The 15,606-nt window shown below is 44.0% G+C and carries 11 protein-coding genes; 5 read left to right on the plus strand and 6 right to left on the minus strand.

Annotated elements, in window-relative coordinates:
- The 3 genes from F6J99_RS28825 to F6J99_RS28835 all read right to left on the minus strand — a co-directional run.
- Positions 1-2,674 (minus strand): peptidase domain-containing ABC transporter (locus F6J99_RS28825; protein ID WP_293117886.1); only part of this gene is annotated, 2,674 nt, incomplete at its 3' end.
- A 4-nt stretch (positions 2,675-2,678) separates the two neighbouring features.
- Positions 2,679-3,272, minus strand: coding sequence for a helix-turn-helix domain-containing protein (locus F6J99_RS28830; protein WP_070396643.1), 594 nt, complete (start codon positions 3,270-3,272; stop codon positions 2,679-2,681).
- 1,861 nt (positions 3,273-5,133) lie between these two features.
- Entirely contained in the window at positions 5,134-6,528 is a 1,395-nt protein-coding gene (locus tag F6J99_RS28835; protein ID WP_293117889.1) for a hypothetical protein, read from the minus strand.
- Positions 6,529-6,808: 280 nt separating this feature from the next.
- Between F6J99_RS28835 and F6J99_RS28840 the strand changes: the two genes are divergently transcribed.
- Positions 6,809-7,000 carry a hypothetical protein gene (locus F6J99_RS28840; RefSeq protein ID WP_293117891.1) on the plus strand — a complete coding sequence of 64 codons (192 nt, stop codon included), beginning with the start codon at positions 6,809-6,811 and terminating at the stop codon, positions 6,998-7,000.
- Positions 7,001-7,247: 247 nt separating this feature from the next.
- Positions 7,248-8,408, plus strand: a complete 1,161-nt coding sequence (locus F6J99_RS28845; RefSeq protein ID WP_070392761.1) for an RNA-guided endonuclease TnpB family protein — start codon at positions 7,248-7,250, stop codon at positions 8,406-8,408.
- Positions 8,409-8,410: 2 nt separating this feature from the next.
- On the opposite strand, the gene F6J99_RS28850 is transcribed toward F6J99_RS28845, so the two are convergent.
- Positions 8,411-10,219, minus strand: a complete 1,809-nt coding sequence (locus tag F6J99_RS28850; protein ID WP_293117894.1) for an adenylate/guanylate cyclase domain-containing protein — start codon at positions 10,217-10,219, stop codon at positions 8,411-8,413.
- A gap of 253 nt (positions 10,220-10,472) precedes the next feature.
- Positions 10,473-11,255, minus strand: coding sequence for an HAD family hydrolase (locus tag F6J99_RS28855; RefSeq protein ID WP_293117896.1), 783 nt, complete (start codon positions 11,253-11,255; stop codon positions 10,473-10,475).
- A 409-nt stretch (positions 11,256-11,664) separates the two neighbouring features.
- On the opposite strand from F6J99_RS28855, the gene F6J99_RS28860 reads away from it, so the two are divergent.
- Positions 11,665-11,802 carry a hypothetical protein gene (locus F6J99_RS28860; RefSeq protein WP_293117899.1) on the plus strand — a complete coding sequence of 46 codons (138 nt, stop codon included), beginning with the start codon at positions 11,665-11,667 and terminating at the stop codon, positions 11,800-11,802.
- A gap of 907 nt (positions 11,803-12,709) precedes the next feature.
- The gene (locus tag F6J99_RS28865; RefSeq protein ID WP_075899249.1) at positions 12,710-13,081 is read left to right on the plus strand and encodes a hypothetical protein; all 372 of its coding nucleotides are present in this window, start codon (positions 12,710-12,712) and stop codon (positions 13,079-13,081) included.
- Positions 13,082-13,414: 333 nt separating this feature from the next.
- Here F6J99_RS28865 and F6J99_RS28870 read toward each other — a convergent pair whose 3' ends face one another.
- Entirely contained in the window at positions 13,415-14,194 is a 780-nt protein-coding gene (locus tag F6J99_RS28870; RefSeq protein ID WP_293117901.1) for a hypothetical protein, read from the minus strand.
- 1,155 nt (positions 14,195-15,349) lie between these two features.
- On the opposite strand from F6J99_RS28870, the gene F6J99_RS28875 reads away from it, so the two are divergent.
- Positions 15,350-15,606 (plus strand): hypothetical protein (locus F6J99_RS28875; RefSeq protein WP_365974399.1); only part of this gene is annotated, 257 nt, incomplete at its 3' end.

Genomic DNA, 15,606 nt, shown 5'->3' on the forward strand with positions numbered 1-15,606 from the left:
TGACCCCTCTATCGAGGACTAAAATCAGGTCAGCTTTGCGTACGGTAGAAAGACGGTGAGCAATCACTAGGGTGGTGCGGTTTTTGAGAATAGTATTGAGATTGGTCTGAATAATCCGCTCGGATTCTGCATCCAGGTGGGAGGTGGCTTCATCGAAAATTAATAGGTGGGGATTTCCCAAGAGGGCGCGAGCAATGGCTAAACGCTGTCGCTGTCCCCCAGACAACATCCCTCCTCCCTCCCCAATCTCGGTTTCATAGCCCATGGGCAATTTTTGGATAAATTCATCAGCACCGGCCAGTTTTGCTGCTGCCATAATTTCGTCTAAGGTGGCTGAGGGATAAGCCAGACTGATGTTTTCTCGAATTGTCCCTCCAAACAGAAAGGTATCTTGATCTACCACACCAATTTGCTGGCGCAAGGAGCCTAAGGAAAGACTGGTGATATCCTGCCCATCAATCAACACCTTCCCATCTGAGGGAAGATACAGCCCCAACATCAGCTTGGAAATGGTGCTTTTCCCGGAACCACTGCGCCCCACTAGGGCGACCATTTGCCCTGGTTTTACCTCAAAACTAAGATTTTCCAGGACATTGGTATCACTTTCTGGGTGATAGCGGAAGGTGACCTTATCAAAACGAATGTGACCGCGCAATTGAGGTAATGATTGCCGTGCTTGATAGTGCAAATCTTCTTCTGGTTGGTAATCCAGCACATCATTGATGCGCTCCATAGCAATCACCACTTCCTGAAATTCATTCCACAGTACCGTGATCCGCTGGAAAGGGGTAATCACATTACCCAGCAACATATTAAAAGCCACCAATTGCCCAATGGTCAGCTGATTTTGAATCACCAACCATGCCCCAAACCAGAGCAGTGCGGTAGTGGCTAACCCCTCGATGGTATTGCTGAAAATCTGGAGTCGATTGCTAATCACTTGCCCAGAAAAGTTAGTTTTAACCTCTTTATTTAATAACTCTTCCCAATGCCAGCGTACCGTTTGCTCAACTGCTGTAGACTTGACAGTGCGGACACCAGAAAGCACTTCAATCAGATAACTGCTTTCTTTTGCGATCGCATTAAACACTTCCCGAGAAATTCGTTTTAAAAAGGGTGTAGAAATCAACGCTAGCAGGAAAAAGGGTGGTACAATTACTAAAATTAGCAGCGCCATCTTCCAACTGTACCAAAACATCAATCCCACATAGATAAAAACTGTTACTAAATCTAGCAGGATAGATAACGCTTCACCGGTAAGAAACCGCTCAATTTTACGATTTTCCTGAATCCGGGAGGTAATATCACCCACAAAACGAGACTCAAAGAAACCTAAAGGTAATCGCAATGTATGGCTGATAAACCCCACAATTAGTGCTAGGTCTACTTTATTTGCGGTGTGGTCAAGCAAATATTGCCGCAACCCGGTAATCGCAACCCGAAACATAGTAAACATCAGCAATCCTAACCCCACAGCGGTTAGGGTGAGGGTGCTCCGTTGCACCACCACTCGGTCTAATATTATCTGGGTAAATATCGGTGTAATCAGACCAAATATCTGGATCATCAGGGAAGCAAAAAACACCTCCAGCAACACGACACTGTGAGGCTTTACCAACTCAAAAAATTGCCAGAAAGAGGTCTTACTTTCTTTGGTATCCTTCAGGATTGCTGTGGGTTCCAGTAGCAGTGTATAACCAGTCCAATTCGCTTTAAATTCCTGGTGACTCAGACTTTTCTGACCAATACCAGGGTCAGCAATTACCACATGCTTGTTGGTGATTTCATAAACAACAATAAAGTGTTTTCCTTCCCAGTGGACAATCGCAGGTAGCTGTTGTTTTGCCAGTCGATCCAGACTAGCTTTCACTGGTCGAGTGGAAAAGCCAATACTTTCGGCAGCCGCTGATAGTCCCCGCAATGAAGCGCCATTACGGTCAGCATTGGAGATATCTCGCAAGCGGTTAACACTGAATCGTTTCCCCCAATAGCGACCGATCATCACCAGACAGGCAGCACCGCAGTCAGAACCACTCTGTTGGGCAAAAAACGGATAGCGCCGGATCACTCGCTGCCACAAATGACCAACTTTTTGAGTAGGGCTAGGAAAGTAAGCTTTGCTGATGGTTTGCTTGGGTTTTTCGTCTCCGGAGGTGGGGATGTCTTTCTTCTGTCCCACTCCCGCTACTTCCGCTATTCTCCCTTTCTCCCCCTCTCCCAAAGCACTATCCGAGGGCATCAGCAGGGAATTTTGCCCTTGGGCCTGACGATAAAAATGTTCGCGGATTTGGGGATGTTTGCTAATCAGGGGAAATAACAGTTCCGGAGTTAGATAACAGAGCTTGGTTTTGAGGGATGCTCTGGCTGAGTAGGACTCAAAAGACTCTTCTGGAAAGAAAGTACACTCCCCAAACGAAGCTCCAGCTTCTAGATTGGTAATTAACTCCCCGGCGCTATTAATCAGTCTGACCTTTCCGGAAATCACAATATAAATGCCAGCCTCGGCGTCTGTTGACTGCCAAAATTGACCGACCGTTGGCTCGCGATATTTTATTTGTTTGAGACAGCGTGATACTTCTAATTCTGAAAGAGAATGCCCTAGAGTATTAGCGAGCTGCTCAGGAGAAATCAGTGGATTAGATCTAGGATTAGATGTAGATGTATGTCGAACCATAATCTCATGCCATGTTGCTGGGATTGAATAGCCAAAAACTATTGGACTCGGAGCCATTAGCGGATTTCAGGTCAGAAATTAAGATGCTGTGACCATCGTTTTCCGGTTCGTTAGGGGAGTTAACCTTTCTCCGTGTTGGTATAGTCGATAATCCCATGTCTTTGAGCAATCGTTGTAGGTGGCGATTGCTGACTTCAATCCCCAATTCTTTGGCCAGATGTTTGTTTAACCAATTCACTGTCCAGCGGCGAAAGGAATACCCATAATCCCGGGGACTCTGGTTAATCAGTTCTTTCAAACGGTCTAAATACTCCTCATTGACTGCCTTGGGGCGACCAATGGGACAATCCTGCCATTGGTGAGCCATCCCACTACGAGCGATATGCATCCAATGTCTTACTGTTGCGGCACAACACCCCAAGGTTTGACAAATTTCCGTTTGAGATTTGCCCTCATCTGCTAATAACATAATTTGAATCCGCTGACGGTAGGATTCATGTAAATTCTCTTCTAGGCTTTTTTGGAGCAGTTTGCGTTGGAAGGCTGTTAAATAATGACTTTGAGTAATTTTGGCTTCTGTATCTTGAGCGTTATTCATATCAATCTGTTTTCTATTTACCACAGTTCTAAATTGGGCATTTTTAACATTCATTGAATGTAAGCTATCAGCGGTCAGCGGTCAGCGGTCAGCCCTCAGCGGTCAGCCTATGGGTATGGCCACAGGCTAGAAGCCTGTGCCACCCTACTTGAGGTGCCTTCAGCGGTCAGCGGTCAGCAGTCAGCCCTCAGCGGTCAGCCTATGGGTATGGCCACAGGCTAGAAGCCTGTGCCACCCTACTTGAGGTGCCTTCAGCCCTCAGCCGTCAGCCTTTAGCTGATAGCTGTTCGCGTAGCGTGCGCGTAGCGCATTAGCTGTTCGCGTAGCGTGCGCGTAGCGCATTAGCTGATAGCTAGCTGAATATAGACCCCAAGAGTTAAGCGATTGGCCTACGGCCACGCTACGCGAACGCAATCAACTTACAGTTGTAAAACAGATAGTTTTTACTTCGATGTAAGAGGTTGTCTGAGAAGTATCATTTGCTACATTCAAGCCCCCTAAATCCCCCAATTTTGGGGGACTTTTAGCAATAAATGGATTCTTGTTCCCCCCAGAATTGGGGGGCTAGGGGGGCAAAGTTCAGTATCAAAAAACTTTTCAGATATCCTCTAAGTAATTCTTAGTTCAAGAATAGTTGAATTAACTCTTGGTAGTAATGGCTGAATTATCTCCCATGAAAGATTATATAAGTAGTCGGCTCAAAATCAACGGTTTACCATTAAGCAATCCTTAAAAAATGCCCATCATTGCTCCAACCCGATGGACTAAAAATTCACAAGAATTAAGATAATATTAAAAACGTTGATCCGAGTACTTATCACTAAACTATTGGTTATCTAAAGGGTATCGCTTTCACGAAAACTAAACTAAACCTTTCACTCTGTAAAGCTTTGATAAAGCTTGCATAAAGCTTTGATCAAAAAACAATGACCAAAAAACAATGATCAGATCAAATTCCATAGTTTATCCCTTTCTCCACAATGGATGTAATCTGTAATTATCCGGGGATGGGAATTAGGCACTAGCCAGGACCTTAGCACCGATGAAGTGAGCACCACTGAAGGCTGACAAGGCTGCTTGTCACACCTGAACGCTATAGCTAGTTTTTTGATTGGGGTGGAAGCCTGAGTTAATGCATTTCCCTGGGTCAAACTTTAAAGGTGAATGTTATAGTTCACCATTTGCCACATGAGCGGGTTGTTGTGGTACGCAAACTATTACGATGGCGGCAAACTGCTACATGTATAAGCAATATTGAGTTGGTAGTAACGGCTTCTTTACCTATTATTCCTTTATAATAGGTAATGCTGACAGTACCCAAAAGGGTACTGTTTCACTGGACTTTCTGTGTTAAGGCAATATGCAGAATATGCATTTAAATTTCAGTCCGAGCCACTATTGATGTGTAGCCGTAATCGGCCAGAATTGGGATGAAAACCTCTCTGGGTAAGGGAAAAAGGTCAATTGCCTGAAAGTGAATACTTAATGATATACGCCTCCAAGGTGAATCGCCCTCCCCATCTAGGTTGATCGGTGATTGGATTGCAAGATTTTGTCAAAGTCCCGCTATCTGGTATTTGATTCATGACTATAACTCATCCTTACGGGTTTAGGACTACCAAGAGCATTAAGCTTTATTGGTTGCCCTCACTCTAATTAATCACTCCAAAAATTGAATTTTTATACAATTTTATGTAAAGTTTTGTAACGAATATCATGGTCATCACCCAGGCAATTCAACCTATGATTGCTAAACTAAACCACGATTAGGATTAAATTCAACATCTGTAGCGGGCTTGGGGAGAACTGGTTGAGGAAATTTTGCTTTTGCGATCGCATAACCTTTATCGCCCACAGTAGCTCAATCTGCTAGATTAAATTGCCGCAAACCATACCAATTCCTCACTGCCAACCATACTGTAGAGAGCAATCCCGCCAGGCTCAAAGTCAAACCACTGTAAGGAACCAATAACCCAAACACAGGTAGTATCGCTCCAGCAATCGTACACACCACTGCTGCGGAAGAAGTATAACGGGTTTTCCCTAACCCCCAAACAAGTACCAGCAACACCAAGGAAATACCAGTCCAAGCCAACTGAGCATTCATCACTCGGCTCATATAAGTCAGGGTGAGCAGACAAGCAAAGAAAATTCCCCCAGCAATCATCACATTCCGTAAGTGCAGTGGTAGAGATAAATACAGCAGAAGCAACCACCACAGAAACAACCCAGGCGCTAACAACAGCAGACGAGGAATCACCCCTGTATTCCTTACTGGATCAGTAGCTGTGAATACTCCAAAGGGGTTTAGCACTGAAACATTATCGTCAAATCTCCAAGTAAACACTGTAGTTTTCCCCTCGACACTAGTCTCAGTCGGAGCAATCCCACTAGCGAAGTCAGCTTTAGGAAAATTTGTCTGTACTGTGAGGCGGAAGTTAGACACCAATTCTCTACCAGCTGTGTAAATCCACCGTGGTCCCCCTTGAGCTTGGTAGGTAACACGGAAACTGGTGGATTGACCCGGTTCTAGACGCAATGGAAAACTGTAGTTACCCGGATTGGTGGGTTTTAACCGCTCACCCTCCCGTTCTACTCGGAAATCTTGCAACAGCGAGTAGCTGTAAGGCTTTCTCACCTCAAAAAATAGCTCCTCTGTTTCTGCAAGGGAGTTGGTGACTTTGTAGTCAGCAGCAAAGTCAATGCGGTAATTATTACGACGGTCTTGGAGATTAGGAATTTGGTCAATCTTGACCTCAATATCAGAGCTACTCAGGGCTAGCCAGCGGTTGACTTGGCGAGTATCCTCAATCTGGACAGGTTTCCCTTTGACCGTAGTAGTGTAAGTATAAGGTTCCTCGATCACATAGCGAACCTGGGGTGCCGCTTGTTCTAGTCGTAACCCAGCTACGGTGTGTGCAACTTGAACTACCCGATCCTGTTCCCAATGATGGTAGCGATTGGCCAAGGTTGAACACAGAAAGAAACCTGATACTAAGATTGCCAAAATCACCACCCCGTGTTGGCATCCCCGCAGTAGGGCAGAATAGCGCACCACCCACTCTCCCACAAAAATTGCTTGCTCTGGCTCGGCACGGCGCAAGGCAATGCTCAGCAGCGCAATCACAATTCCTAAAGCAAGTATAAATAGCGCCAGCACTGCCAATACAGTGAGTAATTTGCTACCAAACTCGATTAACTCATGAGGATGGGTGAGATCAGGTAAGTTTGGGATACCTCGGGGACTGTAAAACATAACCAGTCGTGTGTAACAATCATTTTAATCTTCTCGTACAAAGACGGTTAACTCTGATCAGGAGTTTCTGGCAAAAACCCTACTAACTATAGGGTTTCCTAGTATGGGTGAGGTATATCTAAATTTTCTTCCCTAGACCTCTTGCAAAAGTATTTTTTTGATACTGTTTTCGTCAATTATTGTTACTGTTTTCTGTCTCCTGTCTCCTGTCTCCTGACAACTGCCGCGAAGTCTCCTGTCTTGATGCAGTTCTTGACCTTGTCAGCCATGCAAAGCGCGAGTGGGGGAAACCACGGCAGTTGCTCATGGGGGAAACCACGGCAAAGCGCGAGTGGGGGAAACCCCCTTTGGCCGACTGCCTCCCCAAGACCGCACTGCCTCCCCAAGACGGCGCTGCATCGCTACCAAAAATCCCTATATACTTTCTTGCCTCTTGCCTCTTGCCTCTTGCCTCTTGCCTTTCCCTAGCTGACGGCTAACTGTTGATACCTGACGCCTTATATTCACCGAGAAAAGGGGGCTCGGGGGATTATCCCTCGCAGCCAGCCGTTCGCGCAGCGTGACACTAGGTCAACGCGCCCCGCGTGACACTAGGTCAAGGGTTCAATACCCTTGTTCGCGTAGCGTCGGCAATGCCTCGGTTGGCGCTTCATTCTTCCGGAATATCCCGCAATCTTGATGTAGACTAAATCTAGATACTCACATGTGAAATATTGGAGATGGAAAACACAGTATTAACAATAGTTTGCAAGATTCAGCCAACCCCTGATCAAGCCAAGAAGATCGAGGCGACACTCAAAGGGTTTGCGGAAGCTTGCACCTACACAAATGCTGTGGTGAAATCATCCATAACCAGCAAGAACACCATACAAGCTCAGGTTTATCAATACATCAGAGATACCTACAGCTTGAGTTCTAACTTAGCGGTAAGAGTTTGTGGGCGTGTGGCTGCGAACAGGAAAACTGCTAAGCACAAAAACAAGCCTGTATCAGAGTTTAAGCCAACTAGTGCTGATTACGATGCCAGAATTTTTAGTTATAGGGAAAAAGACCAAACCGTTAGTTTGACTTTAGTTGGTGGCAGGGAAAGGTTTCTTTTGCACATTGGAAACTACCAAGTCGGAAAACTCAAAGGCAAAAAACCTACCTCAGCCCAATTATGCAAGCATCGTGATGGTCAGTATTACATTCATATTCAGGTAAAAGACAAGCCTCCTAAACCCCAAGAACCAAAGAAAGTCATCGGGGTTGATCTCGGACGTACAGATATTGCTGTGACCAGTGAAAATCAAAGCTTTTCTGGGAGGCAGATAACGCAAATCAGGGATAAATTTGCCAGAGTCAGATCGCAAATCCAGAACAAAGCCTCGAAGGGCACAAGAAGCAGTAGACGCAGATGTCGCCAGGTTCAGAAACGGCTATCAGGCAAGGAAAGGCGATTCCAGACTTGGGTTAACCACAACGTGAGTAAAGCCATAGTAGAGTTAGCAAAATCTCAAGGAGCGGTAATTGCTTTAGAGGATTTGACAGGGATCAGGGAAAGGACAAACCTTCAGCCAAGATCTAAGACCGAAAGAAGAAGATCTAATAGTTGGGCTTTTTATCAACTTCGGGAATTCATCCGGTACAAGGCTTTAGAGGCTGGGGTAAAAGTTATCTTTGTCGATCCTCGTTATACTTCTCAAACATGCCACAAGTGCCTACATATTCATCCAGTTAAAGGTAAATCTTATCGGTCTGGAAAACGCTACAAATGTGGTGCCTGTGGATGGAATGGGGATGCCGACTTTAATGGCTCCATGATGATCAAACAATTGGGGCAGAGTGTAACCCTGCCCGGAGGTTCGTACTTATCCTGTTTTCTAACAGATATTGTATAGGGCTACTGAAAGCCCCCGGCTTCTAGCCGTGGGGATTGGTTACTTCTATCATTTATCGACTTGTAGAGAGCATCAAGCCTTTTCTTTACCTCTGGAGGTTGGGATGTAAAACGGATATAAAACCCTAGTTTTTCTGTCTCAATTGACGTCACTTTAGCATAGATGTCATCACTATATTCGGCTTGGGATTGATTTAATATATTTAGGCTTATATTACTGAGCTCTACTGGTAAATCCTCTCTTCGTCTCTCGTAGGAACGCACTTTTCCTCCCTTAGCTGAAAGCTGAATTAAACTTCCAAGAAAAAGATTTTTGCCGATATGCTTTCCTTCCAAAATTTTGTAGGTGAGTGGGATAGTTTTAGTAAGGGGAAAAAACGTCTCGTCTTCTTTAGGTATAAATAGATTGTAATTATCACCAATACCCACAACTTGATAGATAGTTATTGGCTGTTTAACCCCTTTCGGTTGTACCTGTTTGTACCCGTGAATTATCACGATTGACTTAACCTGTTCAAAGGTAGATTCTGAAATCAGAATTTGACCACCTATGGTATAGGATTCAATGCGATAGGTTAAGTTTACTTGGCTACCTACTACACTGTAATCGGTGCGTTTTTCCGAGCCAATATTGCCCACCACAACATCACCTGTGTTGATACCAATACCCATTTCTAGAGGTGGATAGCCCCAGGCATTCATCGTTTCGTTGACAGGAACCATTGCCAATTGCATCGCCACAGCACAAGCAACTGCCCGTTTTGTATCGTCTTCTCTCGCGGTAGGAGCACCAAATAAAACCAAAATTCCATCACCCATGAACTTATCAATGGTTCCTTGGTATTTAGTAATTACCTCTGACATATATTTCAGATAGAGGTTGAGGATTTGAACCACTTCTTCGGGAAGCAATCGTTCTGATAGGGCTGTAAATCCTCTTAAATCAGAGGTTAGTATGGTGAGAGTTTTGCGCTGGCCTCCCAGTTTCAATTCTTCGGGTTTTTCTAGTAACTTATCTACTACTTCCTTACTCAGGTAACGCCCAAAAATCTGACTAATGATTTGATTCCTTTTTTCTAAATCTTGGTTAGCTTCAGCCAAAGCAGCCGTGCGGTCCCTAACCCGTCTTTTTAATTCCTTTGCTGTTTGACGCAATCTACCGATAACCAAAATTAGCCCTGACAGTGCCAACACAGATAGTCCTCCTAAGGTGATAAATGTACTCCTCAAACTCATTTGTGTATGTACCACAAATTTATCTAGAGGCTGAATGATTTCCAAAACACCTCTGACCTCTCCTACTTTCCAGTCCATCCTGGGACTATCCGGATGGCTGTTATGACAAGCAATGCAGCTAGGCTCCATAATGATGGCTTCTGCATATCGAAATGAGGAACGACCTTGGATCTGCTCTTGGCGAAAAAATGACTGAGTGGGATATTGTCTCAAGAACTTGAGTGCATCCCATTCAAAATCATCTTTCGGACCCCCTTCGGCTCGTCGATTGGGAAATGGATAATCACTGTACAGCCTGATTAAAGCTCCCCTATCATTGGCACTGATGCGCGAACCCAGTTCTATCACATAGGTAGCTGGATTAGGAATTGCCCCTTTTTTGGTGGTGTAGTCATGGGTAACGGTAATCCCATGAACAGTTTTAGCACGACTAACCACCTCAGTACTGTAGAGGTTACGTGCCTCATTAATAACTTGAGTGGATAAGGCGGAATACTCTAGTGCGTGGGATTCAATTAGATCCATAGAGAGACGAGACATGCTTGAGAGGGCAATTCCCACTCCCAGGCAAAACATGATCGTTAGAACCAGGATTATTCTCTGAAAAATTAGGTTGAGTAACCAGTTCCAGAATTTAAAAATTAGGTGTCGCATCCCATAGAAACCCTAACCGAAAAGCGTTTTATTCAAAATCCCTTTCACCCCTGGTTGAGAACACCATCTCAGAGGTGATAGTTATAGAGTTCCCTGAAATGCTGACAAAACCTAAATTTCGCTTCCAGAAGGGTTAATAGCTAAGGGTTAATAGCTAAGGGTTAATACCTAATAGTTAATCGAGCCAATTTGAAAAATCCTGGGAAAATTGCTCAAGAGACAACAACTGAATTCTCGGGTCATTACAAGCAGATTCTTGCTCAGCTTTGGTGTTGTAGCCCCAATCAGCTAGATAGAGTTTCACCGGTTTGAGGTCTGGCTGCTGTTGCACAGATTTAAGGCTCTTGAACCGATCTTCCACAAACCATAGTGTTACGGCTTCCCCTGGGAAAGCTTCCATTAATTGTCGTAGGGTTTGATGTTTAGGTCGTTTGGACTCCTTGCCAATAATTCTGTCTTGTGGTAATTTAATACCTTGTTGCAGCAATAGTTGTTTGATGAAGCGTCCTTCTTTAGTAGAAACAATATATACCTGTGTGGTATTTGTGGAAAGTATTTGATCCAACCGCTCAATCACACCGGGATAAAATTGGTGTAGACTCAACCAACCATCTAAATCGGTAGTAATCCATTTATCCCGAATAGTGTCTAACTGCTTGGCTGTATCGGTTCTGTCTAAGGTCTCGGAATTAACAATAGACTGGGAAACTGTTGACCAATCCTGCAAAATATCGTCTTCTGAAATACCGAGAATCAGCGCGTGAATCAATATTGGCATTTCCCAGCCAGTTTCGATCACAGGTCGTAAGCGGTAGAAGCTAGCTGCTAAATTCTCGGATGGTGTTTCACTGGCGGGTTTCCAAATTTGACAGTATGTACGCCACGCCGTCTGAAAATATTCTAATAGTCCGTTACACAGAACACCGTCAAAGTCGAGAGCCAGAATTGTGGGTACCATTTAACTTAATTAATACTTATGAATACTACAACTTACTATACTCAAAATTGAGAAAAAAAAGTAAAATAGTTTAGCTTTACTTTTTTCCATTATTTTTTTTCCTTATGCAATAATAGATAGCAAGGTTTTAGTGAATTGGTATAATTTTATAGCACCCTATCAAGTTATAGTTTTTATGGCACTCCAGCAAATTTAAGAAGATTGAGCTTTGCTCACGCTACGCTCCGGAAGCTAAGCTTCCGCGCTTATGGGATTGGCCGTAGGCCACGCTACGGGATCGACAATACCAAATTTTACTGAATGTGAACCCAGTGTTGGTGTCTGACTTGGCTGTGACCAAAGGGGTAAGCAGCAACTGAAAACTCCACTGGATTGAACTACCCTCCTTGAGCACGGTCTCAACTACCTCTTGACCCATGATCCTCGGGCCCAAACCCGTGTAGTACAATCCATTGGTAATGCCAACGAACGAGAGACTGGGGATACTCTTAAACCGTTGAGTGCGATGGCCAAAAGCGATCGCATTGCTCACTTTATTACTCCATAAATCTAGCGCTATATATAAATTAGGAGCTCTCAACGTATATAGCGTTTTCATTTCACCTGAAAATGCTATACTTATTAAGCCAAACCACTATTCCTCCTCAAGGAACCATAAAAACTAATAGAAGTTACCACCTAACCCAGGGTTTTTGAGATCAAGTTTTTCGATCAGCCCTTGTCCTTTGCTTATCAGGTGCATCTCATATTTGTAAATAAAGAAGGGAAGTGTGGGAAGTGTGGGGCCCGGGCGCGGGAAATGTGCCAATTTTCGCGCGAATTTTTTCGTAATTGTAAAAGCGATGCAGAGGTGCGACCCGTGGCGAATTTAATTACGGGTCAAACGCACCATTACGGTATTGGGGAGGCAGCGCGGCCTTGGGAAGGCAGCGCCGACCTGGGGGGGTTTCCCCTATGAGGGACTGCCGTGGTTACCCCCATGAGCGCTTTGCATCAAGAAAGGATGAAGTTTTACCAAAGGATAAAGGTAAAGGGAAATTTTTATCGTTCATCCCAGGTTACTGTCACTCTAAATCTTGACTATTGGTCAGAGCAATAACTTAAAAAACACGCTTCCTAGTAAGTTATTCCAGCCTCACCGGTGTGGGAAGATAAATCAATAGAAATTGGCCATAAATTAAATTATTCGTTAACTAAAGTATAACTTATATATAACTAAAAAAACAATGGCAAACTATGGATTTTTTTTAAATTAATTTAAGCATTATAAAATGGCATAAATGAGTAAATACTACCAATCCATGTTTTTTTTAACGAATCAACCATTGGATAAATTCTCAAAAGGAAACCCTAAGAGCATTTGTTCGTTGTAGACTACAAATAATTTGAGCGAATCCATTTTTCATCAATTACCATAAAGAAAATAAGAGCTATAATAAACTTAGAGGTACAAAATGAATACTTGGGTAAAGTCAGAAGCTGCGTACCTAGAAAATCATCGCCCTTGGTACGAGGGGCCTCATGGCACTTGCAATCTCCTCAAACCCACTCTAATCCACATGGGAGACGATAAGCCACTTCATTTGATGTTCCCTGTCCATTGGACTGAAGCTATAGATGCCTTACCTCAAGCTAAAACAATGGCACGGCAACTCAATGGGTTCTTAGTACTACTGCTTTATGGACAGGCATCTGACCAAGAAATTCAATCCTTGGTACTAGAATTAGCAGAAGCCCAAGTTCTCCCCTTGTGGCTAGGTTGGCAAAATAGGAAAAGATTCGACCGCATTGTAGCGATGCTTTCGACGAATTCTGAACTGAATTGATGTCAGTGCATATGATGTAAGTGGATAGTAAGGGTGCATTCAAGGCATTTAGCACTGATATTGACAGTGCTTGCATGGTTTGTGACGAGGATTCTTTAGGAGTTAGACCTTGAATTATTGAAGCAATAGAATTATTGAAGCAATCCACATGAACATTATGAACAGACTAGACAGAATCCAGCTGATGTGATTAGGGTTTTTATTAAAAAATTACGTGGTAAGATTCCGGTTTGACTGGTAAGAAAAGATAATGACTAACCCTTGATATGACTTAACTATCAATATCTAGGAATTAGCCATTACCAAGTTTTTTTGGTAGCTATCTGATCACGACTACTCGAGTGAGGTTTTCGGTGACCGTCTTTCCATAGCCTTTTTTACAGTGACCATCTGAGACATAAGATGCTGAACTTTAGTGTAGAGTTGGTCAAACTCATCACCATTAAGGGGAGTTGGTTTCATCTGTGGCTCCTGAGCAGCATTGGGTGGAGCATAGGCTAGAAATGATTGCACCGATGGAAACCTAGCCGTAGCTGCTCGCACGTCCAAGTCGGGTTTAGTGGGGGATTGAGTGGATGGTTCATGATCCACTGTTTGATTGGTAATTATTACAGCTTCAGTTACTGACCCAGTTTCGGCAATCGGATGGTAGGTTTTGAGCAAGGGTTCGGAAGTGACTTGCTCAACATTGCTAATGGGCTGGTAGTTGTCGTTCAAAGATAGTGAAGTGTCTTTCTCTGAGGTAAACTCCTTCAGTCCAGAAGCGTCTAACCTAGAGTCTGAGAGCTGAAGTGTCTCTAACAATTCCTCCTTTTTCCTGAGATTTTCCTCAAGACCCGATAACTGTGCCTCTATATCAGACCGGTTGCGGTCAGCGGAGCGCCATCCGGTCATGGCCACTGTAGCAGTTCCTACAGTCAGACTTAGTAGCGCTGCTAAGCCCAAGTAAGGTGGAGCTATGTCCATTAGTTTACCATCAAACACTGGCTCCTCTTGCACTTGGATATTTAAAGGTCTAGAGCCAAACCAAGCGAGTGGTATGGTTAGGACGGCAAACAGTGCAGCTGAAAATACAATTGGTTTCAGGACAAATTGTTTAATCGGAGATGTCATAATCAGTAGTTTCCTTCTATAGTTGCCGCATCAGCCATTTAACCTGAGCCACGTAAGACTTTGCCAAGTTTTGATCAAGTTGTAAAGTGTTTAGTCTTTCGCTAACTTCTTATTGGTGGTCAGCGGCAGAAATAGTTTTTTGTAGCTGCACCCTTTAATACTTTGGCTTTTCTTTAAGTTAATCCGTACTCATCCCATGTTTTATAAAAGTTTTATGAAACCCTTCACTAAGTTTATGAATTTTACATGAATAAGTAGTGAAGGTATATTTATAGGAATAAGTAGTTAAGGTATATTTGTAGGAATAAGTAGTGCAGGTATATCAACCCCTTCTAGATTGAAACTTGCAGTTCCTAGTGATCACCTGAGAACTTTACAATTGATCAGAAATTTACAATTCAAAGGTTATTTAGGTCAGAATACTCCCTGAAAAATCGAGGGTTTTGAAGGTGGATGTGGGTAAAACTAAAAAGGGTTATGGAGCTAAAACCCCTGTTCAGTAAGGGTTTGACTGTATGCCCCCAAAAGTTGTTGAGTTTTTTAATGACCTACCCCGGCTTAGTGTTGGGAATCTCTTAGGTGCGCGCCTCCTAGGCCGCGAGGGATTGCTCGCCATCACGGGTCGCACCTCAAGATACTTTGTGAAGTTTGTGTGATCCCCCCCCAGAAATTCCTATAGGTGCGCGCGACTCTAGGCTTTACCCATCAAGCATTACAGGATTTTTAACCAGGGGAATTGTATGGTTTCGGTTTTGAGGAGATACACTGACATTAGCGCTAGTTTTGGGTATTGATATTAAGGAATTGTCTATCGTCACCTACCCATTGCCCTATATATATATAGTTGCTTAATTTAGTTTTTCGAGTTAGTCAAGGTGCGCTTTCCGTGATGGCAAGGGATTGCTCGCCATCACGGGTCGCACCTCAGGGTGAGGGAAGCTCAATATCAATTTCTTAGGTGCGCGCCTCCAAGGCCGCGAGCAATCCCTCGCGGCCTAGGGTCGCACCTTTCGGCAAAGCCGACGCGGGGCGCGAACAGGCGCGCACCTCTAGTTGTAACCAACTCTACCTCTTTTGTTGTAGAAACCAATGTCTAGATTTTTCCGGCACATATCTCGAGTTGCCCGCATCCTATCAACTATCCTGCTGACAATCATGAGCCATTTGGGGCAGTTTCGACGGCGCAAGCCTGGGCATAGTAGGCTTCCTAAGTACCGGCGAACCAAATTTAGACTCCCTTGGCGAATCATTGGTCTTGGCTTAGGGTTAGTCTTTTTATCCCTGATGGAATTAACCTTGCCTTCTCACCATCCTGTTGATGCAGCCAATACCGCCAGAACCATGCAGCTACCTCTTTCTACCCAAGGATCACAACTACTTGATTCCTTAGGTCGCCCGATATTACTCAGAGG

This window comes from Moorena sp. SIO4G3 (assembly GCF_010692305.1).
Lineage (GTDB): Bacteria > Cyanobacteriota > Cyanobacteriia > Cyanobacteriales > Coleofasciculaceae > Moorena > Moorena producens_A.

What these genes read in the sequence shown, in the direction of transcription:
- F6J99_RS28850 (WP_293117894.1), bottom strand. Translation starts at nt 10,219, where the DNA reads ATGTTTTGCCTGGGAGTGGGAATTGCCCTCTCAAGCATGTCTCGTCTC.
- F6J99_RS28830 (WP_070396643.1), bottom strand. Translation starts at nt 3,272, where the DNA reads ATGAATAACGCTCAAGATACAGAAGCCAAAATTACTCAAAGTCATTAT.
- F6J99_RS28835 (WP_293117889.1), bottom strand. Translation starts at nt 6,528, where the DNA reads ATGTTTTACAGTCCCCGAGGTATCCCAAACTTACCTGATCTCACCCAT.
- F6J99_RS28865 (WP_075899249.1), top strand. Translation starts at nt 12,710, where the DNA reads ATGAATACTTGGGTAAAGTCAGAAGCTGCGTACCTAGAAAATCATCGC.
- F6J99_RS28870 (WP_293117901.1), bottom strand. Translation starts at nt 14,194, where the DNA reads ATGACATCTCCGATTAAACAATTTGTCCTGAAACCAATTGTATTTTCA.
- F6J99_RS28845 (WP_070392761.1), top strand. Translation starts at nt 7,248, where the DNA reads ATGGAAAACACAGTATTAACAATAGTTTGCAAGATTCAGCCAACCCCT.
- F6J99_RS28855 (WP_293117896.1), bottom strand. Translation starts at nt 11,255, where the DNA reads ATGGTACCCACAATTCTGGCTCTCGACTTTGACGGTGTTCTGTGTAAC.